Source organism: Paraburkholderia sp. GV068, from assembly GCF_003058125.1.
GTDB classification, from domain to species: Bacteria; Pseudomonadota; Gammaproteobacteria; order Burkholderiales; family Burkholderiaceae; genus Paraburkholderia; species Paraburkholderia graminis.
Genome location: NZ_QBUB01000015.1, coordinates 106,679 through 130,672, shown reverse-complemented (window position 1 = coordinate 130,672; position 23,994 = coordinate 106,679). Strand labels below are relative to the sequence as shown.

18 protein-coding genes are annotated in these 23,994 nt (G+C 61.3%); 7 read left to right on the top strand and 11 right to left on the bottom strand.

Translation table 11 applies throughout. From position 1 onward, the window contains the following. Positions 1 to 34: 34 nt before the first annotated feature. Positions 35 to 997: a hypothetical protein gene (locus C8K18_RS26520; protein WP_107710345.1), complete on the bottom strand. Its 963-nt coding sequence runs from the start codon at positions 995 to 997 to the stop codon at positions 35 to 37. Between the two features lie 125 nt (positions 998 to 1,122). Here C8K18_RS26520 and C8K18_RS26515 point away from each other — a divergent pair, with 125 nt between their 5' ends. From C8K18_RS26515 to C8K18_RS26500, 4 genes are all read left to right on the top strand, one after another. Then, positions 1,123 to 1,968 (top strand): M15 family metallopeptidase, encoded by an 846-nt coding sequence (locus C8K18_RS26515; RefSeq protein ID WP_165919861.1) that lies wholly within the window; start codon positions 1,123 to 1,125, stop codon positions 1,966 to 1,968. Positions 1,969 to 2,238: 270 nt separating this feature from the next. Then, the gene (gene tssM / locus C8K18_RS26510) at positions 2,239 to 6,117 is read left to right on the top strand and encodes a type VI secretion system membrane subunit TssM (protein WP_006052915.1); all 3,879 of its coding nucleotides are present in this window, start codon (positions 2,239 to 2,241) and stop codon (positions 6,115 to 6,117) included. Next, positions 6,114 to 7,106 carry a type VI secretion system-associated protein TagF gene (gene tagF, locus C8K18_RS26505; protein ID WP_006052916.1) on the top strand — a complete coding sequence of 331 codons (993 nt, stop codon included), beginning with the start codon at positions 6,114 to 6,116 and terminating at the stop codon, positions 7,104 to 7,106. The genes tssM and tagF overlap by 4 nt, the downstream gene beginning before the upstream one ends. A 4-nt stretch (positions 7,107 to 7,110) precedes the next feature. Continuing rightward, complete coding sequence (locus C8K18_RS26500) at positions 7,111 to 8,079, top strand: OmpA family protein (protein ID WP_107710349.1); 969 nt, start codon at positions 7,111 to 7,113, stop codon at positions 8,077 to 8,079. Positions 8,080 to 8,177: 98 nt separating this feature from the next. Here the strand turns inward: C8K18_RS26500 and tssA are convergent, their stop codons facing one another. The 9 genes from tssA to C8K18_RS26455 form a co-directional block, all read right to left on the bottom strand. Further along, positions 8,178 to 9,308, bottom strand: coding sequence for a type VI secretion system protein TssA (tssA, locus tag C8K18_RS26495; RefSeq protein WP_107710351.1), 1,131 nt, complete (start codon positions 9,306 to 9,308; stop codon positions 8,178 to 8,180). Between the two features lie 35 nt (positions 9,309 to 9,343). Next, positions 9,344 to 12,019, bottom strand: a complete 2,676-nt coding sequence (gene tssH, locus C8K18_RS26490; protein WP_107710353.1) for a type VI secretion system ATPase TssH — start codon at positions 12,017 to 12,019, stop codon at positions 9,344 to 9,346. A gap of 33 nt (positions 12,020 to 12,052) precedes the next feature. Beyond that, a complete protein-coding gene (gene tssG, locus C8K18_RS26485; protein WP_107710355.1) occupies positions 12,053 to 13,147 on the bottom strand; it encodes a type VI secretion system baseplate subunit TssG in 1,095 nt (364 codons plus the stop codon). After that, entirely contained in the window at positions 13,111 to 14,949 is a 1,839-nt protein-coding gene (gene tssF / locus C8K18_RS26480) for a type VI secretion system baseplate subunit TssF (protein ID WP_107710357.1), read from the bottom strand. Before tssF ends, tssG begins: the two co-directional genes overlap by 37 nt. Before the next feature lie 108 nt (positions 14,950 to 15,057). Further along, on the bottom strand, positions 15,058 to 15,537 hold the full coding sequence (tssE, locus tag C8K18_RS26475) for a type VI secretion system baseplate subunit TssE (RefSeq protein ID WP_006052922.1): 480 nt from the start codon (positions 15,535 to 15,537) through the stop codon (positions 15,058 to 15,060). Positions 15,538 to 15,624: 87 nt separating this feature from the next. Next, positions 15,625 to 16,128, bottom strand: coding sequence for a type VI secretion system tube protein Hcp (locus C8K18_RS26470; protein WP_006052923.1), 504 nt, complete (start codon positions 16,126 to 16,128; stop codon positions 15,625 to 15,627). Between the two features lie 72 nt (positions 16,129 to 16,200). Next, entirely contained in the window at positions 16,201 to 17,691 is a 1,491-nt protein-coding gene (gene tssC / locus C8K18_RS26465) for a type VI secretion system contractile sheath large subunit (protein ID WP_006052924.1), read from the bottom strand. Positions 17,692 to 17,705: 14 nt separating this feature from the next. Next, positions 17,706 to 18,254, bottom strand: coding sequence for a type VI secretion system contractile sheath small subunit (gene tssB, locus C8K18_RS26460; protein WP_006052925.1), 549 nt, complete (start codon positions 18,252 to 18,254; stop codon positions 17,706 to 17,708). Between the two features lie 36 nt (positions 18,255 to 18,290). Further along, positions 18,291 to 18,983 (bottom strand): M48 family metallopeptidase, encoded by a 693-nt coding sequence (locus tag C8K18_RS26455; protein ID WP_006052926.1) that lies wholly within the window; start codon positions 18,981 to 18,983, stop codon positions 18,291 to 18,293. Between the two features lie 394 nt (positions 18,984 to 19,377). On the opposite strand from C8K18_RS26455, the gene tssJ reads away from it, so the two are divergent. The 3 genes from tssJ (at position 19,378) to icmH (ending at position 22,235) form a co-directional block, all read left to right on the top strand. Then, positions 19,378 to 20,004 carry a type VI secretion system lipoprotein TssJ gene (gene tssJ, locus C8K18_RS26450; RefSeq protein ID WP_107710426.1) on the top strand — a complete coding sequence of 209 codons (627 nt, stop codon included), beginning with the start codon at positions 19,378 to 19,380 and terminating at the stop codon, positions 20,002 to 20,004. A 108-nt stretch (positions 20,005 to 20,112) separates the two neighbouring features. Continuing rightward, a complete protein-coding gene (gene tssK, locus C8K18_RS26445) occupies positions 20,113 to 21,459 on the top strand; it encodes a type VI secretion system baseplate subunit TssK (RefSeq protein WP_029968702.1) in 1,347 nt (448 codons plus the stop codon). Beyond that, complete coding sequence (gene icmH, locus C8K18_RS26440) at positions 21,456 to 22,235, top strand: type IVB secretion system protein IcmH/DotU (protein ID WP_029968700.1); 780 nt, start codon at positions 21,456 to 21,458, stop codon at positions 22,233 to 22,235. The genes tssK and icmH overlap by 4 nt, the downstream gene beginning before the upstream one ends. A gap of 127 nt (positions 22,236 to 22,362) precedes the next feature. Here the strand turns inward: icmH and zwf are convergent, their stop codons facing one another. Further along, positions 22,363 to 23,844 carry a glucose-6-phosphate dehydrogenase gene (gene zwf, locus C8K18_RS26435; RefSeq protein ID WP_029968698.1) on the bottom strand — a complete coding sequence of 494 codons (1,482 nt, stop codon included), beginning with the start codon at positions 23,842 to 23,844 and terminating at the stop codon, positions 22,363 to 22,365. Positions 23,845 to 23,994 lie beyond the last annotated feature (150 nt).

Here is a 23,994-nt window from a genome sequence, read left to right as displayed (position 1 = left end):
CCGTCTTTCGAGTAAACCGCCCGCGCGGCGAACGTCAGGGCTGACGCGCTTGCGGCGTCGAGCCGGGGCATGCGGGGTCTTTGCCCCAATGACCATCGCACACACGCCAGCGGCACAACTGGTCCTGGAAAAAGCCTCGCTGCCCACATTCTTTGACGCGCTCGGCGAGCTTCGCATTGCCGGGCGCTGCCGAGGTTGCTACCTTCGTCGCCGGATTGCCGGTACTTGTCTTGCTATCGGCGGGCTTCGTGCGTGCGACGAGCGCGGCCAATAGATCGGCGTCCGAATCATCTTTCGACGCTGCGTCCGGCTTTGCTTTCTTCGATTGCGCGGCGGCAGTCGTCGTACTCGAACGATGACTGCTCGCACTTGCCGTGGCACTTTCTTTCTTGCCGTGCGCGCCGGCTTCGTGCTTGCTCTTGCTCGCGATTGCCGGACTCTTGTCGTGCTTCGCCGTCGATGCAACGCGCGCCGACGAGGCCGAAGCACCGGAAGCAACCGAAGCAACCGGCACGGAAGCGCCGCTCGGCTCCGCACCATCGGCCAACGCGCGCGACAAACGGCTTTCCGCCGCGCCCGCCGATGCAGACGACGCAGTTGCCGCTTTACTGTCACTGTCATCGGCGATGATCGTCGCGGCTTGCGACGAAGCAGGCGCCGGCGCTTGCGCATTCGCGGCGACCTGCACCGCGCCGTTCACCGCCGATGCCGGCACCGCCGCCTTGCCGATGTTCACCGCGCTCGCCGGCGCGGCCGCAGCCAGTGACTCGTTTTGCCCGCGTTGCTGCATGTGCCACGCGCCCCAACCGCCCGCCGCTATCACGAGCAATGCGACAAGCGCAAGCGGCGTTCGGGACCGGCGTGGTTTATCGGCAGGCGGCGCGACGCGGCCTTCCAGATTCGCGAGAATTCGCGAACCATTGCCGTCGGCGCCTTTAGCCTTATCGGATAACAGGCTTGGCGGGGCTTTGGAATTTGAATTTTCCGGCGCACTCATTCACTGTCTCATTGAATCCTGGATTATTTCGCCGTGATAATACCGCTCCGGCTCCTCTCCGAGCAGGCCTGATTCTAAGAGCAAGCATTACAAAATACAATTGTTTCCAATTTCCGGGGTCTCCATTGATTGCCGTAGTACTTCTTGCCTATTTCGCCGTCGCAGTGCTCATCGCCGCAATGCTGCTTTTGCCGGCGGTGCGCGCTTCTTTATTAGGCGCCGCGCAGACAATTCATGGCCGGGTTATGCGCGGGGCATCGCGCCGTGCATCGCATGCGCGCGATCAATTAGCACGCTCGGCAAGAATTTCGCAATCTACCGTAGTGGATATGAAAAAATTACTGGCGCGCCGGCGCTTGCTGATTTTTACCACCACAGGTATTCTTGCGACGCCGCCATTGGTGGCATTGGGATTACGGGGTCGTCAGTTATTCCAATTCGACGAAACCGCGCGGGTGCCGGACGAGAAAATTGCCGCATTATTGAACGGCGAACAGCTCGTGCCCCCGCCGCCGCTGCCGCCGGAGGTATTCGCCACGCGGGAAGTCGAGCAGATCCGGCCAGCGCTAAAAGACGCAAGCCGCGACTGGAATTTGCTCGATGCGGATTTCCGAACCCGTCTATTGCTCGTCTACAAAATCATGCACGAGCAGTACGGCTACGAAATGGCCCTGCTGGAAGGTTATCGCAGTCCGGAGCGGCAAAACCGGCTCGCGCAAATTGGGAGCAATGTCACCAATGCCGCTGCGTTTCAAAGCTATCACCAATACGGCCTCGCGGCGGACAATGCGTTTCTGCGCGACGGCAAGCTCGTCATTTCAGAAAAAGATCCCTGGGCCATGCGAGGCTATCAGTTATATGGACAAACAGCCGAGCAGGTCGGCCTGACATGGGGCGGCCGCTGGAAAATGATGGATCTCGGGCACGTTGAATATCACAAACCCGGCTTCGTTCTCGGGCGGGGTCATTAAGCGCGGCGGCACAAGAGGTTGGAAAATGGGGCGTTCAATCAATATTTCTGGCAAAAAGCGGCAATACCAACCGCAATCCGGCATACAGCGTCGCATTCGTCCGCACGCTTTTGCAGCGCCGGCAATCGCGGATTTAACAATTCGGCCGTTTTACCGTTCCGCGTGAATCGGCTTTCGATTTCTTTCGCTCCATTTTCAAACGCCGCACGCGCGTGACGCCGTTTGCCGCAGCACGCGCCACAACACATATCACCAAGACCTGAACGGCTTATGCGACGCTTTCTCAACGTGTTGACCCATCCACGCACGCTCTCGATCATCGGCCTGCTCGCGCTCGCTGCTGTGTTGTTCGTCGGCGCCGATACCTTGCAGATCGACCTGATGTGGCCGGCCATCGCGCTCGGCGCGGTCGTCGCGTTATGGCTGCTGGTATGGGCGGTGCGCCGCCTGCGCGCGCGTCGCGCGAATAACAAACTCGGCGAAATGCTCGAGCAGCAGGCTGAAAAACAAAGCGTCGAAGCGGGGCCTGCGCCTACGCCGGCGCGTCAGGCGGAACTCGACGTGCTGCGCACACGCCTCGTCGATGCAGTGAAGACGATCAAGACTTCGAAGATCGGCCAGGTGTCGGGCGGCTCCGCGTTGTATGAGTTGCCGTGGTACATCGTGATCGGCAATCCCGCAGCGGGCAAGAGCAGCGCCGTGCTCAATTCGGGCTTGCAATTCCCCTTCGCCGACAAGAACAGCGCTGTGATTCACGGCATTGGCGGCACGCGCAATTGTGACTGGTTCTTCACGACGGAAGGCATTCTGCTCGACACAGCAGGCCGCTATTCGGTGCATGAGGAAGACCGCACCGAATGGCTCGGCTTTCTCGGCCTGCTTAAGCGCTTCAGGCCCAAAGCGCCGATCAACGGCATCATCGTGACCGCGAGCATCGCGGAACTCACCAGCAGCAAGCCCGAGTTTGCGATCAATCTCGCGAAGAACCTGCGCCAGCGCGTGCAGGAATTGACCGAGAAGCTGGAAGTCTTTGCGCCCGTCTACGTGATGTTCACGAAGGCCGATCTGATTACCGGCTTCACCGAGTTCTTCAGCGGCAGCGAGCGTCACGAATACGACCGCGTATGGGGCGCCACCCTGCCCTACGAGCCGGACGAGAAGCGCGACGTGGTCGGCCTTTTCGATGAACATTTCGAGGAGCTCTACGACGGCCTGAAAGAAATCAGCGTCGCGCAGATGTCGATCAACCGCGGCAATAAGCTCTCGCCAGGTCAACTGAGTTTCCCGCTCGAGTTCTCGACGATCAAGCCCGCACTCCGCGCATTTCTCGCCACGCTGTTTGAAACGAACCCGTTCCAGTACAAGCCGATTTTCCGCGGCTTCTATTTCACGAGTGCATTGCAGGAAGGCGAAACCAATAGCGCCGCGGCCACGCGCATCGCGAACCGCTTCGGTTTGAGCGCGGACAGCATGCCGAAACCGCACAGCGCGTTTTCGAAGAACGGCTTCTTCCTGCGCGATCTGTTTTCCAAAGTCATCTTCGCCGACCGGCAAACGGTCAGGCAATTCGCCAGTCCCGCGAAAACGCGTATGCGTTACGCGACCTTCTTCGGCTTCGTCGCCGTGCTCGCGCTCGCGTTGGGCGGCTGGACGTGGTCGACCATTAACAATCAGCAACTGGCAGAGAACGTCAAAGCCGATCTGGACAACGTCGTGCGTTTGCAGCAGAACCGCAACGATCTGCAATCGCGCCTGCAGGCCATGGATGTTCTCGAAGACCGCATCGACCAGCTCGAACAGTTCCGCCGCGATAAGCCGCTCGCTGTGTCGTTCGGTCTTTATCAGGGCGATCGTCTGGAGCAGCGTCTTCTCACCGAGTACTACAACGGCGTGCGCCAGATCCTGCTCGATCCGGTTTCGCAAAACCTCGCGTCGTTCCTGAAGGACGTCAACGCGCATCCCGATCAGCTCACGCCGCTCAATCGCACGCCGGATGCGGCCGCGATTCCGGTCTCCGCGCACAACGCAATGGCGGCGAATAGCCAGGGCGGGCTCTACAGCGACGCATCGCCGACCAATGTGGAAGACGCGTACAACGCGCTCAAGACGTATCTGATGCTAAGCGACAAGCGTCATGTGGAAACGGCGCATCTGACGGATCAGGTGGCGCGCTTCTGGCGCGGCTGGCTCGAAACGAATCGCGGCAACATGCCTCGCGACGAGATGATCCGCAGCGCCGAGCGCATGATTACTTTCTACCTGGCGCGCGTATCCGACGACGACTGGCCGATGATCGACCAGAACCTCGGCCTCGTCGATCAAACGCGTGAGAACCTGCGCCGTGTCGTGCGCGGCATGCCGGCGCGTCAGCGTGTTTATGAAGAGATCAAGGCACGCGCGTCGACCCGCTTCGCGCCGATGACGATCGCGCGCATCGTCGGAGAAAACAATACCGCGCTGGTGGCGGGCAGCTATGCAATTCCCGGCACGTTCACGCGCGAAGCGTGGTTCCAGTACGTGCAGCCCGCGATCCGCGAGGCCGCAACAAAAGAACTCCAGGCGAAGGACTGGGTGCTCAATACGTCCGCGCACGACGACCTGACGCTCGAAGGCAGTCCCGAACAGATACAGAAAGCACTGGTCACGATGTACAAGACCGACTATGCAATGCACTGGCAGAAGTTCATGCAAGGCATTGCGGTGCAGAGCTTCGGCAGCTTCGGTCAGGCAGTGGATGCCATGAACCGTCTCGGCGATCCGCAAGATTCGCCGATTCGCAAAGTACTCGAAACCGCGTATGACCAGACCTCGTGGGATAACCCGTCGCTCTTCAATGCAAACCTGAAGCGCGCGCAAAGCGGCGTGACGAGCTGGTTCAAGCAATGGTTCTCGCGCGCGCCGACGGGTCAGTTGAACGCGAACATCGACATCAACGGCAATCCGGTCGAAATGCCGATGGGACCGATTGGCCAGGAGTTCTCCGCGCTCGGCCGCATGGTTCAGACCGGCGATAACGGCTCGATGCTGAAGGGTTATATGGACACGCTGTCGAAAGTCCGTACGCGCTTTAACGTGATCAAGAATCAGGGCGATCCTGGACCGGGCGCGCGTCAGCTCATGCAGCAGACGCTCGACGGCAGCGGCTCCGAACTTGCCGATTCGCTGAAGTACGTCGATGAGCAGATGCTGACGGGCCTCACCGATTCGCAACGCAAAGCCCTGCGTCCGCTGCTCGTGCGTCCGCTGATGGCCGCGTATGCGGTCGTGATCCAGCCGGCCAGCGTCGAAGTCAACAAGGTGTGGAACGCGCAGGTGTACCAGACGTTCCAGAACTCGCTCGCCAACAAATATCCCTTTGCCGGCGATGCGAAAGTCGAAGCGGGCGCCGGTGAAATCGCGCAGGTGTTCGGACCGGACGGCTCGATTGCGAAGTTCGTCGGCACCACGCTCGGACCGCTTGCAGTGCGCCGCGGCGACACCCTCACCGCTCGCACGTGGGGCGACATGGGGCTCGCGCTCACGCCTGACTTCACCAGCGGATTCGCGCGCTGGGTCGCGCCGCTCGCCGGTGGCGCAGCGGGCGCGTCGGCAGGCCAGGGCTCCGCGGAACCGCAGACCGTGTTCCAGATCCTGCCGCAACCGAGCAGCGGCACGACCGAGTACACGCTTGCGATCGACGGTCAGCAGATGCGCTATCGCAACACGCCGCCGCAATGGACCAACTTCGTGTGGCCGAATCCGTCGGGCTCGCCAGGCGCGACGTTGAACGCCACGACTTTCGACGGCCGCACGCTGCAGCTCGTCAACGAGCCGGGCCGCTACGGTCTCGAGAAGCTGATCAATTCGGCGCAGCGCAAGCGCCGGCCTGACGGCACGTTCGACCTGTCGTGGACGCAAGGCAACATCACGGTGGCGGTCAGCATGCGCATCATCAGCACGTCGCAAGCATCGGGCGGCAGCAGCGACGCGCCGCAGCAGCAGAGCCTGCGCGGCTTGCGCTTGCCTTCGTCGGTGGCCGACGTCAGCGCGGCGGCGAATTCGGTCACGGCCACGGCCGCGAACGCAACGCCCGCGGCAACGGCGGCAACGGCGGCAACAGCGGCGCGACCGGCGACGACCGCGGTTTCGAACACAGGAGGTGCGCAATGACGCAGACCGTGCAGGCGCAAATCGCGTACTTCGGCAAGATTCCGTCGCGCGGCGACTTCGTGAAAAGCGCGCATAACCCGCAGTTGCTTGCGACGCTCGACCGCTGGATCGCCGAAGCAATGGAACTGCTCACCGACGACCCGCGCTGGAAGATCGTCTACGAAAACGCGAAGCCGATGCATTTCGCGTTTCTCGGTTCGCGCAGCAAGCTCGCGATTGCGGGGCACATGGTCGCGAGTCACGATCAGTCGTCGCGACGCTTTCCGTTTCTCGCCGCGACCGCGCTCGAAGTCGAAAAGCCGCTCACGTTCCTCGCGCACAGTCCGCTTGCGTTCGCGCGTTTGTGGTCGCGCGTGTCGGCGCAAATGAAGCCCTTGCTTGGCGTGAGCGAGCCGGCCGGCGCATTGCAGGCGCTCGGCGAAACGCAGGTGCCGATCGAAATCGGCGGCGGTCCGGGCAATCCGCATGACGGCACGTTCAACGACTTCGTCGAACATCAGACGCTCGCCGGACTCGAACAGATGCTGCTCGCAAGCGGGCATCCGGTGCGCTTGCGCGGCGCGATGCTCGCGCTCGGTTCGCTGCTGCGCCCGGTGATGCAAAGCGGTTCGTCGCATCTCGAACGCGGGCTCACGCTGCCGTTGCCGAACGATCCGTTCTATCGCAGCCTCGTCGCCGCATTCTGGCTCGAACTGATCGCGCCGTTCGTCGCGCAAGCGGATTTCGAACTGGCGATTTTTATCGGCACGATCGCGGAGCGCGAGCGGCTCATCATCGGCTTTAACGGTGCGTCCGCGAAAACGCTGCACAGTGTGGTCGATCCGCAAGCATACGCAGCCCATAACATCGATATCGACGACCCCGAGTGGATCGACGAACACGCACAGAACGATCATGGCATCAGCAAGCTCGTCAGTTACCTCGACCAACCGCAACTGTCCTTGCGCGTCAGCATCGACACGTTCCGCGAAGCCTTTACGGGAGCGTGACGCGATGACTTATTCACGCACCGCGATCAGCGCGCTGCTCGCGAGCCTGCTGGTTAGCGGCCTGTTCAGCACGCTCGCTCACGCCGACAACGACGGCCCCGCACGCGTCACGCCGGTCGACAACAGCGGCATTTCGATTCGCACGACGGCGCTCCCCTCGCCTTCGTCCACTACGGCAGGCAGTGCGGGTCCCGCAGTGAATACGGCGGGCCTCGCAAGCGGCACGACCGGCGCCGGCACCGGCGCGGTCACGGCTTCGCCTCCGCCCGCGAACGCGGCGCCGGGCCAGGTCGTGGTCGGCGGAAAAGTACCGGACGAGGCGACCAAAGCCGCAGTGCTCGCGCGTCTTCGCGACACGTATGGCTCGGCCAACGTAGTGGATCAGATCGAAGTCGCCGACGTCGCGACGCCGCCGAACTGGTCCGCCAATGTACAAAAACTGATTGGCCCGCAACTCAAGCAGATCAGTAAAGGACAGTTGAAGATCGACGGCACGCAGATCGACGTGAAAGGCGAGGTGCGCAACGAGTCGCAGCGTCAGCAACTCGCAAGCGACATGGCGAATGCGCTGAATCCGACGTATACGATTAAGAATGGCCTGCGCGTCAGTGCATCCGAACAGGGCCTGCTTGATCAGACGCTAGCGAATCGCACGATCGAATTCGAAACCGGCAGTGCAACGCTCACGCCGCAAGGCCGCGCGATTCTCGATCAGATGGCGGCAGCAATGCTGAAGATGACGACTAAGACAGTCGCGATCATCGGTCACACCGACAACTCGGGTAATCGCACGTCGAATATCGCGCTGAGCCAGGCACGCGCAGATGCCGTGAAGGGCTATCTCGTCGCCAAGGGCATCCCGCCGCAACAGATGAGCACCACTGGAGTCGGGCCCGATCAGCCGATTGCATCGAACGATACGGCCGATGGCCGCGCACGCAACCGGCGCATCGAGTTCCGCGCCGGATCTTAAACACATCGTGCTTGCTGCAAGGCACGCATGAAGCATGAAAAAAGCCTGGCCTGGGTTCTCTCGACCCAGGCCAGGCTTTTTAATTTCGACGCGGACGTCTAGCTGTTTTCTTCAGGCTTCACACCTAGCAACTCGCGAATGTGCGCGAGCGAACCGTCGTCTTTCACCACCGTCGACAGCCATTGATGCAACGGCATGTCCGCCGCTTCCGCAGCCTTCTCGGCAAAGTACGCAGCCGGATTGTGCGGCTCCGTACTGCGAAAGAAACGGGCCACCGCGCGCAACTGCGCGACGGCTTGCGCGCGGCTCTGGATTCCTGCGACTGCGTGGGTCGGCGTGGTCGTCAACACAGGTTCCTCGCGTTGCGGTGAGGTCTTGAAAGTGGGCTCGGCGCGTTCGTGTTCGTGCGCGTGTTCATGATTTGCCGAAGCACTCGATCCACTACCGGGCGTCTGCTGCGCTTGTGCGGTCACACCGAGTTCGCGCGCAAAGCGTTCGGCGAGACGATAGACGCTTTCGTAGGCGTCTTTCGCCTGACGGAAACTTGGCGCAAAGTCCGCAGCGCGACGATCCAGTTCCTGTTCGAGCGCGAGCATCGCCGTTTCGAATGCCTTGAGATCGGCCAGCAGCGTCGAATAGAACGCGGGCAGCGTCGCACGTTTCGACGCGTCGATCTGCTCGATGGACGGCTTGCCGCGCGCGATGTCGTCGGCATGATCGGGATCGCGCTTTACCGCTTGCGCGACATGCGTGGCGACGTCCCAATCGATCGTGCTGTACGCATTCGCTTGCGACGACGTGAGCGGCATTGCACGCAGCAGATCGCCGGTTCGCCCGACGAGCCACACGACATTGCCAAGGCGATATTCGGTGTCGTCGCCTTCCGGCAGCGGATGGACAGTGTCCCAGTACTTCTCGCACAGCGCCGTGAGCAGCGTATAGCCCTGCGTGAGACCGCCCACGCCTTCTTCAATCGCGAGCGCTTCGGTGAGCCACACGGCAAGGCGCAAGTCTTTCGTTTGCGTCTGCAGTAACGCACTGGAGCGCTCGATCACCAGCGGCCAGTCGGCTTCCTTGATTTCGGTGACCCATTCGCCCTGGTCGAGCGACGGGTCTTCGAAACGCCGGGCGTGCTGGATTGCATCGAAGTCGGCGGAGAACAGAAGATCTTCGCCACAGGGCGCGGCTTCACTGATTGGAGCAAGCAGCGTATTCAGATCGATCGGCATGGCATGGAGCTTTCAAGTTTCATTCATCAAACCGCTTATACGACGGCGTAGTCGAACTCGCCCGCCTCGGTCGCACGCACCGAAATGCGCTCGATGGCCGCGCCGTTGGCAATGCGCTCGAGTACCTGCTGCGCGACTTCGGGCAGCAGCGTGCCGTTCAGAATATGGTCGACATTGCGCGCGCCCGAATCCACTTCGGTGCAGCGCGCGAGCACCGCATCGATCAGCGACTCGTCCCACTCGAACACCGCCTTGTGATTCGATTCGATGCGGCGGCGAATTCTTTCCAGCTTCAACTCGATGATTTCAGCGAGCACGTCGTCGGAAATCGGATAGTACGGCACTACTTTCATGCGGCCGAGAAAAGCCGGCTTAAACGCTTTATACAGTTGCGGACGCAAGGTTTCGGCGAGCGCGTCGGCGTCGGGCAATTCGTCGGCACCTTTATTCAGGCAAGCCTGCATGATCGCTTGCGAACCGACATTCGACGTGAGAATGATGAGCGTATTGCGGAAGTCGATCTCGCGGCCTTCGGCGTCGTCCATCGTGCCCTTGTCGAACACCTGGAAGAACATTTCGAGTACATCGGGATGCGCCTTTTCGACTTCATCGAGCAGCACCACCGAATACGGATTGCGGCGCACCGCTTCGGTTAGTACGCCGCCCTCGCCATAACCGACGTAACCGGGCGGCGAGCCTTTCAGGCCCGAAACGCTATGCGCTTCCTGATACTCGCTCATGTTGATCGTCACCATCTTGCGCTCGCCGCCGTACAGCACATCGGCGAGTGCGAGCGCCGTTTCGGTCTTGCCGACACCCGAAGGCCCGACGAACATGAACACACCGCGCGGCTTATTCGGATCTTCGAGATTCGCGCTGGCCGTGCGCACTCGCTGCGCGATGGCTTCAAGCGCATGATCCTGACCGATCACGCGCGCGGCAAGGAGCGGCTGCAGATTCAGCACCGTCTGGATCTCATCCTTCACCATGCGGCCCAGCGGAATGCCCGTCCACGACGCAACGATTTCGGCGACGACGTGTCCGTCCACCTGCAACGGCACCATCGGCTGAGTACCTTGCAATGCATGCAATTCGGCCACGCGCAGCGCGAGCGTTTCGCGCGCTTGCGCCGCTTTCTGCGCCTGCTCCGCGTCCGCACTGCTCACGCGAGCCGCGTCGATGTCCGAACGCAAGCCGACGATCTCGGTCACCAGCGCACGCTCCTTGTCGTAGCGCGCTTCGTCGGCGGCGAGATGCTTCAGATCTTCTTCGCGCAGTTCGCGCAATTGCGCGAGCCGTTCGTCGTGCTGCGCCCCGCTCGCGACCTCGCGTTCGAGCGCGGCGATTTCCGCGTCGATGCGTTCCAGGCGCTTTTTCGTATCGTCGATTGCGGCCGGTGTCGAGCTATGCGCGAGCGCCACTTTCGCGCAAGCGGTGTCGAGCACGCTGATCGCCTTGTCGGGCAATTGCCGCCCGCTAATATAGCGATGCGACAGGCGCACCGCTTCCGTGATCGCGTCATCGAGCACGCGCACGTTGAAGTGCTTTTCCATTAACGACGCCATGCCGCGCAACATCGCCGCGGCAAGCGCTTCGCTCGGCTCTTCGATCTTCACAACCTGGAAGCGGCGCGCGAGCGCCGCGTCTTTCTCGAAGTACTTCTTGTACTCGCTCCATGTCGTCGCCGCGATGGTGCGCAGTTCGCCGCGAGCCAACGCGGGCTTCAGCAGATTGGCCGCATCGTTCTGCCCGGCCTGGCCGCCCGCGCCGATGATCGTGTGCGCTTCGTCGATGAAGAGAATGATCGGATGCGGGCTCTTCTTCACTTCGTCGATCACGTTCTTCAGGCGGTTCTCGAACTCGCCCTTCACACTCGCACCCGCTTGCAAGAGGCCCATGTCGAGCACATGCAGTGCGACGCCTTTGAGCGGCGCGGGCACGTCGTCGGCGGCAATGCGCAGCGCGAGTCCTTCGACCACGGCCGTCTTGCCGACGCCCGCCTCGCCCGTCATGATCGGATTGTTCTGGCGGCGCCGCATCAGAATGTCGATAGTCTGGCGAATCTCGCCTTCGCGTCCGATCACCGGATCAATCTTGCCTTCACGCGCGCGCTGCGTGAGATTGCTCGTGTACGTATCGAGTGCGGGCGTTTTTGACGGCGCGCCAGGCACCGATTCGGAACCCGCTATATCGCTCGCATCATGTTCCGTGTTTTGCGCGTCATTAGCGCGCTCGACTTCGCGCGAGCCCGCGGTCAACTCGTCGAAGTTATGCTTCAACTCGGTCGCAGGTACATCGCGCAGCAGCGGCGACATGCGTTCTGCGAATTGCGCGAGATCAGGCGCACTCAGCAACGCAAGCAGCAAATGCCCGGAACGGATGCGCCCAATCTGCGAATCGAGCGATGCGATCAACCACGCCTGCTCGAGCAGATCGATCAGATGCTTGGAGAACACCGGCGTGCGCGTATTGCCGCTTTTCAGGCGCTGCAATTCGCGCTCGATGTCCGCGCGCAACGCATGCGGATCGATTCTGCTCGCACGCAGAACGAGCGCAACATCGCTTGCCGGCTCGTCGAGCAGCGCAAGCAGCAGATGCTCGAGATCGACCTCGTAATGACCGCGCGCGAGACAGTTGTTCGCCGCCAGCAACGCTGCTTGCCGGCAGGTCGGATTGAGTTTCGCGATCAGGGTGTTGAGGGACGTGCTCATGTCGTGCGATCCGGTCAGGTTCTATCGTTATGGTCAGTGAATCACATGCAGTTCGTAGCGGGCATCCGCGCGATCGCGGTCGGCATCGCGCGTGCAGAGGAATGCGTCCCAGCCGAGGCGCGCGCCGTTGCTCAGGAGCGCCGGCCCAACCGCCTCGCGGCGCAGTACCAGCGACACTTCGTACTCCAGCGTAATACCGGCGAGCAGCGTCAGCATGCGTTCGAGTGCAACGGCGCGATCCGCCCCCGGCAGGAATGCTTCGTAATCGGCTTTACCAAGCGGGCCGATCACGAGCCGCGCCCGCATGTCGCGCTGCCAGACGCGCTCGCCCGCCAGCGCAGTGGCGCCGAGCGTCGCGTTGACGCTGCCGAGTACCGTCAATTGATCGCGCGGTACGTCGTACCACTTGCCGACAAACTGTTCGACGCGCACAGGAACCTTGAAGTAGTCCGACAGCGTGCGTTGTAAATAAGCTGCCGACACGGGTCTGTGCCGCGCGGGCAATGCGTAACCGGCAATCGCTTCGTCGAATAGCGCGCCGTCGCCGCTTTGCAGGCTGCTGCGCGTGTCGTTGTCGGCCACGCCCGCAAGCGCGAGCAGCAATGGAAAATAGCGCTCGTCGCGATCCAGTTCGTAATGAAACGGCAAACGGTACTTCTTCCACGCCGCATAAAAGAGCGCGGTGGCGCGATTCGAAAATACATCGAAGAACTCGCGCGCGGCGCGGTCTCGCTTGATCTGCTCTCGCGCGATGATCTGCTCGGTGTAATGCAGCGGCAACGCACCTTGCCCGCCGAGCAAACCGAAAAACGCGGGGGTAATATCGACTTTATCGAGTGAGCCCGCCTCGAGCGCCGTGGTGCGCTGCGCTTTTTCTTTTAGCGGCAAGCCTTCGTCGTCGTAGGATTGCGCGCCGTGAATTTCGCTCGGCGGAAACGACAGGGACAGCGAATTGCGAAAGGAAATGCGCTGCGCGACGATGTCGCCCGAACGCCCGACTGTAGATGGCGATTGCTGTGCGAACCACTTCTCGAGCAGACGCACCGCCTGAAAAAATTCAAAGCGGTGCGGCTCGTCGAGAAACTGCTCGACTACGCCAGGATCGATTCGCCGCTGCGCGGTTTGCATCGCAAGATCTCCTCGCCCGTGCGCTTCGACACGACGACCAGTTGCACAAAGCTGTTCAGATGCACGTACAGCCCGAAGAATGTGTCGATCACCCGCACGAACGACGCGAGACTCGTGCCGACGAAATGTTCTTCGTCGATCGTCAGGCGAATTTCTATGCCGCGCACGAAAGTGGCGAACGGTTTGCCCGGCAGCCATTGCACGGCTGCGCGCTGCTCGATTCCGACGAGCCCGTCGATATGCCGCGCCGATACCGCCGTGCGCCGCAAATCGTAGAGCACCAGCATTTCCTTCAACGCGGAAAGACCGCTATTCGCGAGCGACACGTGATTCAGCGCGAGATGCGAAATGAGCCGCCAGTGCGCCGCGCGCCCACGTTCGAAACGCACAGTCGGCGTGGGCCGGCGCAGCATCGTAATGTTGCCGGTCAGCGAGCCGCCTTCGAGAAACAGATCGCCGCCTTCCAGACCCACCGCGAGACCGGCGGGCAAATCGCGATTCGTACACGTCAGGTCGAGACTCAGCGTGTCGGTTTGCGGCGCGGCCGGTTCAAAGTCGATATCGACAATGGAGATTTCCGTCTCATAGCCGGGGCTTTTTTGCGCGACCCAATCGTTGCGCCGTGCGAACCAGTAGTGTCCGGCGCGGGCCGCTTCACCGTGATGCAGCGAATAAAATGGCCGGAATTCAGTCACCGATTCCTGATGCGCCTGTTGCCTGACGAGCTTCACCGAATCGATCGAATAGACTTCGTAAGCGAATGCGCGGCGCGCTTCGGCGATCACCGGATAGGAGATCGCCTGATGATTCACGCGAATGGGTTCGCCGTGCTGTTCGAACAGATTGACCACCGGCGTGCAAAAGAGCCGCAGGTGATGTGCGGACAACGCATCGAGAAGCCGCGCGACATGCGAATCGCTGCGTACTTCCTTGAGCACGACGTGCAGTGTCAGACGCTGGCAGCGGCCCGCCGCACGCGTCATTGCCGCGAGATCGAAGTCGGCGAAATTGAATTTTTCCGGGAACGCAAAGTACTCGGTGAGAAGCCGGTAAGCCGGGTGCGATTTGGCCGGATAGTCGATTAGCGCGTCGTCTTCGTCAAAGCCTGCTTGCGCGAGCGGCGACGTGCGCAATGGCGTCCATACGCCGCGCCGGTCGGCTTCCACATACGTGGCCATTGCATTGACGAACAGGCAATCGGCGAGCGCCGCAATGAACGACTGCTCGCCGTGCAGATGCGCGCGCAAGGTACTGACTTTCAATGCAGACAGATCGAGTTGCGCAGCGGTCGATTCGAAAGTGATCGACACAATGGCGGTTGCATTGCCGGGCAATACCGTCGCGCTCGGCGCCATCGCCACTGACGTGTACTTTGCCTCGGAAATGCGAACCGGCGCGAGCGTGACGTCGTACGCGGTACGGAAACGGCATTGCACGCCGCGAATGGGCCGCGATTTGAGTTCCGTGCCTCGCTCTATCGTAACGGGCTCGGTCAGATGACTCAGTGCCGCGGACGTGCCCAGTTGCGCGATCGAGCATGAAGGAAATGGCCGCAGATAGTGCGGATACAGCACTTCCAGCAGCGCTTCGGTGAATTCGGGGTAATCGTCGTCGAGCTTCTTGTTGATGCGCGCGCCGAGCAATGCGAACGATTCGATCATCCGCTCGACGTGTGGATCTTCGCAATGCTCGCCGGACATCGCCAGACGCGCCGCGATCTTCGGATAGCGCTCCGCGAAATCGCGCGAATAGCGCCGCAGAAATGACAGTTCGCGCTCGTAATACGGCAGCAATTCTTCCATCGATCTATCCCCGAACCCGAACCCTCTACGCCTGAACTAACGCCGCCGTTGCGCGTCGCGGCGGCGCTCAGGCGGTATTGAAGCCAAGCGTATTAAACAAAACAGCGTCTACAGTTTCGCGCGTGCGCGCGTCACCGAGTATTGCAATGTGGACGGCTGCAACATCGCATCGAAACTGACCGGTTCTTCTGCCGGATGAACGACCAGCAACGCCTGAATCGCGAAATAAAGCGCGTTGGTCGATTGTTCGTTCAGTTCGAGTGTGACCGATACCTGCTGCAAGCGCGGCTCATGCCGTGCAATGGCCTGCTGAATCGATTTGCAAATGAACGTGCGGTCATAGTGACTCGCGAGACTCAAACCCGCGAAGTCGTTCAGACCATAGGTCAGCACCGAGCGCTGACATTCGGGCAAGGCCGCGAGTTCATGCTCGGTCAGCGCAATTCGCGTGTTGAGAATCGCCTCGACGTCGCGCGCGACGGTGGCCTTCAGTTCCTCCAACGACAATTGCCGCATCGCCGGTGAAGCCGGCAGATGCGGTTCGTCGTCGAACAGCTTGTCGAGAAAGCTGGGCTCGAAGCGTTTCATCGGCGTCCGAAGAAGCGGTTCATGACAGGCGCACGCCGCGCGCGCCAACCTTTTCAGGCAATGCGCGCCGCGGCGTGCGCCCGTGCATTACACCGCGTACGTCTTGTCGTTCTTCGTCAGGCTCCACGCGCCTTGCGCATTGCCGCCCTGATTGCCGCCGATCTTCTGCTGCGTGTACTTCCACTGCACCGCGGCGTACTTCAGCGAGAACTGCTCGCTCGGCAATCCTTCGCCGACGACGCTCGGCGTCACGCTCGAAATGATCACGTACTTCAGCTTCACTTCCAGGTACTTGATGCGATTGCCTTCGCCGTCCGAACGCATGAAGTCGATGGTGACTTCGTCGAACGTCGTGCCGCCCGATGCATGCTGATAAATCAGCGGGCTCACCACGTCGATGTCTTTCGTGAACTGCATGTCGGCGTGTTCGCAACGCTCGGACGTATGACCGCCCGCCGTCGAAGCCGTCGCCGAACGCGGTTGCGTGATGGAGTGGCTCCACGAATCGATCTCGATCCAGCCAGCGTGATCTTTATCGGCAGACTCGCCTTTGATCGCCGGATTGCCGAATTTTAAATAGATGTCCTTCATAACTCATCGACTCCCCAAAGAGGTGGTTTTAACAGCTACCCCGGGCGGCCCGCCCGGGTATTCTGACTTCGTTTATGAATTGGCCGGTTTCGGCAGATCGGCGACGAGCCGCAAGGAAATGGACAGTTCGTCGAGCTGGAAATGTGGGCGCAGGAACGCCACGGACCGATAAACACCCGGCTTGCCAGGAATCTCCGAGACCTGGATCGATGCTTCACGCAGCGGGAACTGCGCTTTCTGCTCCTGAGTTGCGTTGTCATCCAGCAGCACGTACTGCGAGATCCAGCGGTTCAGGAAAACTTCCACGTTCTGCGCGGATGCAAAACTGCCGATCTTGTCGCGCATCATCGCCTTCAGGTAATGCGCGACGCGCGATACCGAGAAGATGTACTGCAATTGCGCAGAGAGAACCGCATTGGCGTTCGCGCTGTCGGTGCTGTATTTCTTGGGTTTCTGCACCGATTGCGCGGCGAAGAACGCGGCATAGTCGGAGTTCTTGCAATGCACGAGCGGAATAAAACCGAGGTCGCTCAGTTCTTTTTCGCGGCGGTCCGTAATGGCGATTTCGGTCGGGCACTTCAGCGCGATTTCGCCGTCGTCGGTCTTGAACGTGTGTGTCGGCAGATCTTCGACAAGACCGCCGCCTTCCACGCCGCGAATGGCGGCGCACCAGCCGAAGTCGTCGAATGCGGCCGTGAGACGTGCGGCGAATGCCCATGCCGCGTTACACCACAGGTACTTGCTGTGATCCGTGCCGTCCACGTCCTCGACGAAATTGAAGCCTTCCGCGGTGGCGCCGTCTTTCGGATTGAACGGCAAGCGGCCGAGAAAACGCGGCAGCGTGAGGCCGACGTAGCGCGAGTCTTCCGAGTCGCGGAACGACTTCCATTTTGCGTATTCGACGGTATCGAATACCTTGCCGAGATCGCGCGGCTTGCCGAGATCGGCAAACGTTTCAAGGCCGAGCAATTCAGGCGACGCCGATGCGATAAACGGCGCATGCGCGGCTGCCGCAACATGCGACATCTGCTCGATGAAGTACACGTCTTCCGGCTGACGCGTGACTTCGAAGTCGCCGATGATCGCGCCGAACGGCGAGCCGCCGAACGTGCCGAACTCTTCTTCGTAAATCTTCTTGAAGAGCGCGCTCTGGTCGAATTCGATCGCGGTCTTGAAGTCGCGCACGAGGTCGCGCTTGGGCGCATGCAGCGCCTTGATCTTGACCGTCGAACCGGTGTTGCTCTCCTTGCACAGATAGTCGAGCCCGCGCCACGTGCTTTCCATGCGCTGAAATTCCGGCGCGTGCATCACCGCGCTCAATTGCGCGGAAATCAGCCGGTCGAGTTCGGCAACGCGCGCGTCGATCGTGGCCGACAGATTGTCGGAGACCACCACCGTGCCGTCGAGCACCTCGCGCACGAGTTCGCCGATCAGGTCTTTCGCGCGAGCATGCTCGGAATCGGACTTCGCCACGCGGCTTTTCTCGACGATCTCGTCGAGCAGCGTGGATTCCGTACCGCTTTGCGCGGTAGCGAGTTGGGCTGCCGCCGTTTGCTGGTTCATCTCACACCCCGTGCTTATTCGCCTTGCTTGTCTTGATCCGGCGCGCCGCCGTCCCGGTTCGCCGCATTGCTCTGGTCTTTCGCCAGCGTCTGCAACTGCTGCGTGTTGTTCAATACTTCGGACAGCAGATCTTCGAGCTTGTCGTTGCCGGCCAGCTTGTTGCGCAGATCGGCGAGCTTCGAACGCGCTTCGAGCAGACGCCGCAGCGGGTCGATTTGCGCAACCACTTCGTCCGGACTGAAATCGGCCATCGACTTGAAGCGCAAATCGACTGCGAATTTGCCGCCGGCTTCGCTCAGGCGGTTCTCGACCTGAAACGCCGCGCGCGGCTCGATCGCCTTCATCACGTCGTCGAAATTATCGCGGTCGATACTGACGAACTTGCGATCGCGCAGTTTGGGCTGCTCGACTTCGGACTGCCCCGCCAGATCGGCCACCACGCCGACGACGAACGGCAGCTCCTTCACTTCGATCGCATCGCCGCGCTCCACCTCATAGGTGAGCTGCACGCGGGGCGGCCGCACTTTCTGCAAGCGTTTCTGTATGCTTTCTTTCTTCGCCATCGTCGGCTCCCGAATGCTGATGGTGAGGCGTGAAGATCAGCGCAGCGCGCTGAACGGATCTGACGCGCCGCCGCTTTGCGCGGCCTTGGCGGGCGCTGCGGGCGCCGCAGGTGCGGGAGTGGGAGCGGCAGGAGCAGCCGGCGTGGCGGCAGGGGCCGCGGCGCTGGTGGTTGCTTCCGGCGCTTCCACGGCCTTGCTCTTCGTGACGCGGCGAATCACGCGCTTTTTCTTCTGAGCCTGCTTGTCGTTCGGGTCGGGCGGGAACAGCGTTGCCTCGCCGAGCGTGTCGCGCAACTGCTTGGCGAGCGCCTGCGCGTCCGACTTCGCATCGCCTGCGAGCGACGCGTCCTGACGCAACTCGCCCAGCGATTGCGTGGCGACGCGCAGGCCCGCGACGGCCAGCACGCTCTTTGCCTGACGATCCGTCTGGTCGCGCTGCAACGCTTCTTGCGCGGCGACGATAGCCTGCCCGTAATGACCTTGTGCGAACTGGATCTGCGCAATGCGCGACCACGGTTCTTCGCGCGTCGGATCGGATTTTGAAAGCTGCTGATAAAGCGCGATAGCGCGATCCTGATCGCCGCCTTTCGCCACTGTATCCGCGTCCGCGAGTTGCTTATTAAAAGCCTCCGGTGTGGTTGCCGCGTTGTTGCCCTGTGTCGCGCAACCGGCCATCACGCCGCAAGCCAACACTACCCCAGATAGTTTTACTAACAGACGGTCATTCATCGTTTTTCACCGACGTGCGATTTTTTAATTCAAGGGAGAAACCGGAGTTTTGCTTTGCTTCAAGTGCGCGGGTATAGTACAGGCCAAATTTCGATAATTCAACTTTCATGTGAAGAAGCATTGCACGAAAAAAATACGCGTGGATCTTTAAAACCAGGCGAGCAGAAATTGTTTCCTGGCGCAATAGTAGCAGCTTGGGCCTCGGCAAAAATTTCCACTGGCGGACCGAAAGATGCGCTCGGCATGGGCATTACATGCGCGTTGCATCGAGCGGCAGTAGAGCGGCAGTAGAGCGGCAGTAAACGGCAGAAAGCGGCATTAGTTGCTGAAATCGCGCCGGAATGATTTCGTTATTGATGTTTAGACGGGGGACGGCGGCAGCCGGTCGATGTATATGAATTCGCGTCTTGTTCGCCATGCATCGCTATTGATCACTCACGCCGCCTTATGCGCCCTTCTGGGCGGTTGCGCCGCGGGCGTGACGGTGCTCGGAGCCGCTGCCAACGCGGCTTTGCAGGCAAGCGGCCTCGGTAAGCCGGAATTGCCGGACGCGCAGAAACCGCCGCGCAATGTCGCACTCACGTTATATGCGGCGCCCAATCTGAATGCCGCAAATGACAAACGGCCTTTGGCGCTGGTCGTGCGTCTTTACGCTTTGAAAGATCCGACTTCATTCCAGCAGGCGCCATTCGACGCATTTACCGATGTCGGCAAGGAAAAGACCACTCTCGGCGGCGATCTGCTCAGCGTGCGCGAAGTGACGCTAATCCCCGGCCAACGTTACGTTGTTACCGAAAAGGTGTCGCGTGAAGCGCTGGCATTGGGTATCGTCGCGCTATTCCGCGATCCCGCCATGCAGCGTTGGAAATTCGCCTTCGACCCGGCGAAGTCGGAGAAATCCGGCATAATGGTCGGCCTGCATAACTGTGCAATGACCGTGACCAACGGCACAGTGATCCCGCCGGAACAGGGATTGCCCGCACAGCCGCTGAATATGCTTTCTTCGGTTAGCTGCGGTTAAAGATGCCGGACCATTGCGATTTAACATTTTCTAGAGAATTAACAATGCGACGCCCGAATCGGGTTATTCCGGGCGCGCCGCACGCTGAACCCATATAACAGGTTTGACATGAGTTATTCCGCAAAAGTGCTCTGGGGAGAAGGCCTGTTTCTGAGGCCGCAGCATTTTCAGCGTCAGGACGCCTATCACGAGGCGCGCCTCTTCGAGTCGATCCAGGCCATCCAGCCGTACAACTGGGGCGTGCGCTCCGCGCGCTTCGACCGCGACGCGCTCGGCAGCAACGTGCTGCGCGTGAGCGAACTGTCGCTGGTGTTTCCCGACGGCGCGCTCTACTCCGCGCCGCAAGCGGACGACCTGCCGCCGCCCATCGCGCTCGACACGTTGCCCGACGGCATCAACGAATTCACGTTCTATCTCGCGCTGCATCCGCTGCGCGAGACAGGCGCCAACTATTCGCAGGACAGCAGCGCGGGCTTCGTCGCGCGCTACGTGAGCGAGCAGACGCCCGTCGCCGATCATTTCACCGACGCCGCCGAAGCCGACATCACGTTCCTCAAGACGAGCGTCAAGTTGATCGCTCATAGCGAGCCGCGCGATCAGTTGTTGTCGGTGCCGCTCGTGCGCGTGCGCCGCACGGCGACGTCGGGCTTCGAGATCGACGACAGCTTCGTGCCGCCGTGTCTCGCCATCGACGCGTCGCCGGTTCTGCATCAGCGGCTGCGCCAATTGATCGACGCGTTGCAGGCGAAGGTCAACGCGCTCTATGGTTTTCACCGCGAGCCGACCAAGAACATCATCGAGTTCCGTTCGGGCGACATCGCGTCGTTCTGGCTGCTGCACACGGCGAGCGCGGCGTTCGCTTCGCTTGCGCATCTGTATCAGCATTCGGCGCTGCATCCCGAGCGGCTCTTTCAGGAACTGCTGCGCCTGGCCGGCCAGTTGATGACGTTCTCGAAGGGCTATGCGCTATCCGATCTGCCGGCCTATCGTCACGACGATCCGGGCCCCGGCTTCGCGCGGCTCGACACGATCCTGCGCGATCTGCTCGAAACGGTGATCTCCACGCGCTACTTCGCGATCGCGCTCGAAGAAGTGCGTCCGTCGTTTCATGCGGGCCGGCTCGATTCCGGCAAGATCGACGACAAGACGATGTTCTACATTGCCGTGTCCGCCGACATGCCGACGGCCGAGCTCGTCGAAGCGGTGCCGGCACGCTTCAAGGTCGGCGCTCCCGACGACGTGGACAAGCTCGTGCTCTCGGCCATGCCGGGCGTGCGGCTCGTCTACACGCCGCAAGTGCCGCCCGCCATTCCCGTGCGACCCGGCGCGTGCTACTTCTCGTTCGAGCCGCGCGGCGGACTGTACGAACGCATGCTGCAGGCGCAATCGGCAATGATCTATGCGCCGTCGGGCATCAACGATCTTCAACTTGAACTGATCGCGGTCACATCATGAGCTACGCGCCTTCACTCTTTGGCGGCAGCACGCCTGCCGCGACGCCCGCTCCGGCGGCCGAGCCGAGCTATCAGGTCCGCTCGCTGCTCGACCTGCTGTACGACGGCTTCTTCATGCTGTTTCTTTTGAAGAACGGCCGCGAGCCGGGCGACGCGCATGAGTTTAGTCAACGCATTCAGCAGTTTCTCGGCGACTTTGAGCGTGGCGCGAAGAAGCTGAACGCATCGGCGGAAGATGTGTACGCATCGAAGTTTGCGTTCTGTGCGGCGATCGACGAGTCGGTGCTGTCGTCCAGCTTCAGCATCCGCACCGAATGGGAACGGCGGCCGCTGCAACTGGTGCTGTTCGGCGAGCAGCTCGCGGGCGAGAAGTTCTTCCAGTATCTCGAGGAATGCCGGGCGCAAGGCGCAGCGCGGCTGCAATCGCTGGAAGTGTTCCATATGTGCCTGCTGCTCGGTTTCCAGGGCAAGTATCTGCTCGAAGGACCGGAGAAGCTCGCGTATCTGACGGCGCGCATCGGCGATGAAATCGCGCATATGAAGGGCAAGCGCGCACCGTTCGCGCCGCATTGGCCGCTGCCCGATCAGGTCGCGCATCGTCTGAAGCGTGAAGTGCCGTTGTGGTCGATCGGCGCGGTTTTCGCGCTGGTTGGGTTGCTTGCGTATCTCGGCTTGAATACTTACCTGCGGGATCAGACGTTGCGCACGTTGGCGCCGTATTCGCAGGTGGTCAAGCTCGGGCCGCAATCGGCCACGCTGACGATTTCGCTGCCGTAACGCGGCAACGCGATAACGCGACGCGTCGCGTCGCTGGACAAAAAAATGGCCTGCATCGCGCAGGCCATTTTTCATTGCGCTAAAGAAGCCGGCAATGACAATTGCCGGCCGCTCGCATGTGCTTAACTTACTGCGACTCCTCCGCCCAAACAGCATTCTCACGCGCCATGAGCGCCGTCGACGCAGCCGGCCCGAACGTGCCCGCCGTATAGTTGCGCGGCCGCTCGCCGGACTTCGCCCATCCTTCGAGAATCGGCTCGGCCCAGGCCCACGCGGCTTCGAGTTCGTCGCGGCGCATGAAGTGCGTGAGGCGTCCGCGGATCACGTCGATCAGCAAACGCTCGTAGGCTTCCGCGCGACGCTCGCTGAACGCCTGCTGCAAATCGAGGTTCAGATTCACCGGCAGCATATGCATGCCGCTGCCCGGTTCCTTCGCGAGCACCTGAAGCTGAATCGACTCTTCCGGCTGCAACTGGATCACGAGACGGTTGCCGTAGTTGCGCCCGCCGCTCGGAATGATGGAGAACGGCAAGTCGGAGAATTCGATGACGATCTCCGACACCTTCTTCTGCATGCGTTTGCCGGTGCGCAGGAAAAACGGCACGTTGGCCCAGCGCCAGTTGTTGATATGCGCGCGCAACGCGACGAAGGTCTCGGCGCGGCTGCCGGCCGGCACATTCTCTTCCTGGAGGTAGCCCTTCACCGCCTCGCCGTCGACCGCGCCGGCCGTGTACTGGCCGCGCACGGTATCACGGGCGATGTCCTCGGGCGTCATGGGCCGCAGCGAGCGCAACACCTTGAGCTTTTCGTCGCGGACCGCATCGGGATCGAGCGACACGGGCGGCTCCATTGCAACGATGCACAGCAGTTGCAGCAGGTGGTTCTGCACCATGTCGCGCAGCGCGCCGGTCTTGTCGTAGAAGCCGGCGCGGCTGCCCACGCCGACCGTTTCCGCGACCGTGATCTGCACGCGCTTGATGTACGGCGCCTGCCACAGCGGCCCGAAAATCGGATTGCCGAAGCGCAGCACCATCAGGTTCTGCACCGTTTCCTTGCCGAGATAATGGTCGATCCGGTAGATCTGCGCTTCGTTGAAATGCTTGCCGACCGCGGTGTTGATCTCCTGCGCGGACGCGAGATCGTGACCGAGCGGCTTTTCGAGCACGACACGCGACTGGTCGTCCACGAGTTCCGCAGCCGAGAGGTTCTCGCAAATGTTCATGAACAGATCCGGCGACGTCGCCAGATAAAAGACGCGCCGCACGCCGTCGCGCGATGCTTCCCTCAGGCGCAGATAGTCGTCGGCCGAATCGACGTCCATGCGCACGTACTCGAACAGCGCGAGGAATTTGTCCCACGCGGCGGCATCGAACGCTTTCTTTTCGATGAAGGGCTTGGCCTTCTGCTCCATGAACTCGGCGATGTATTCCTCGCGCGACCAGGGTTTGCGCCCGATCGTGAGAATGCGCGTCTCGGGCGGCAAATTGCAATGCAGATGCGCCATGTACAGCGCGGGCAGCAGCTTGCGAAACGACAGGTCGCCGGTGCCGCCGAAGATGATCATGTCGAGCGGAAGCTCGGGAGTCGCAGAAGCGTGTTGAGTCGTCATAGCGCGGTCGCAGCGTGGTGAGAAGGAAGGCGTCGTCGGATGCCGAAGAACCAGCGACAACCGCTGGCCCTGGGCAAAGGCGGAAGAAGCCGATGCTGGGCCTGACGGCACCCATCGGCAGGTTTTTCCGGCAAACGCCTATGGTGCAAC

Bases quoted from the DNA above. Each gene is read 5' to 3' on its own strand.
- zwf (WP_029968698.1), bottom strand. From the start codon at position 23,844: ATGACGACTCAACACGCTTCTGCGACTCCCGAGCTTCCGCTCGACATG.
- tssB (WP_006052925.1), bottom strand. From the start codon at position 18,254: ATGGCGAAGAAAGAAAGCATACAGAAACGCTTGCAGAAAGTGCGGCCG.
- tssJ (WP_107710426.1), top strand. From the start codon at position 19,378: ATGAATTCGCGTCTTGTTCGCCATGCATCGCTATTGATCACTCACGCC.
- C8K18_RS26520 (WP_107710345.1), bottom strand. From the start codon at position 997: ATGAGTGCGCCGGAAAATTCAAATTCCAAAGCCCCGCCAAGCCTGTTA.
- tssH (WP_107710353.1), bottom strand. From the start codon at position 12,019: ATGAGCACGTCCCTCAACACCCTGATCGCGAAACTCAATCCGACCTGC.
- tssA (WP_107710351.1), bottom strand. From the start codon at position 9,308: ATGCCGATCGATCTGAATACGCTGCTTGCTCCAATCAGTGAAGCCGCG.
- tssM (WP_006052915.1), top strand. From the start codon at position 2,239: ATGCGACGCTTTCTCAACGTGTTGACCCATCCACGCACGCTCTCGATC.
- tssC (WP_006052924.1), bottom strand. From the start codon at position 17,691: ATGAACCAGCAAACGGCGGCAGCCCAACTCGCTACCGCGCAAAGCGGT.
- C8K18_RS26470 (WP_006052923.1), bottom strand. From the start codon at position 16,128: ATGAAGGACATCTATTTAAAATTCGGCAATCCGGCGATCAAAGGCGAG.
- icmH (WP_029968700.1), top strand. From the start codon at position 21,456: ATGAGCTACGCGCCTTCACTCTTTGGCGGCAGCACGCCTGCCGCGACG.
- tssF (WP_107710357.1), bottom strand. From the start codon at position 14,949: ATGGAAGAATTGCTGCCGTATTACGAGCGCGAACTGTCATTTCTGCGG.
- tssK (WP_029968702.1), top strand. From the start codon at position 20,113: ATGAGTTATTCCGCAAAAGTGCTCTGGGGAGAAGGCCTGTTTCTGAGG.
- C8K18_RS26500 (WP_107710349.1), top strand. From the start codon at position 7,111: ATGACTTATTCACGCACCGCGATCAGCGCGCTGCTCGCGAGCCTGCTG.
- tagF (WP_006052916.1), top strand. From the start codon at position 6,114: ATGACGCAGACCGTGCAGGCGCAAATCGCGTACTTCGGCAAGATTCCG.
- tssE (WP_006052922.1), bottom strand. From the start codon at position 15,537: ATGAAACGCTTCGAGCCCAGCTTTCTCGACAAGCTGTTCGACGACGAA.
- C8K18_RS26455 (WP_006052926.1), bottom strand. From the start codon at position 18,983: ATGAATGACCGTCTGTTAGTAAAACTATCTGGGGTAGTGTTGGCTTGC.
- tssG (WP_107710355.1), bottom strand. From the start codon at position 13,147: ATGCAAACCGCGCAGCGGCGAATCGATCCTGGCGTAGTCGAGCAGTTT.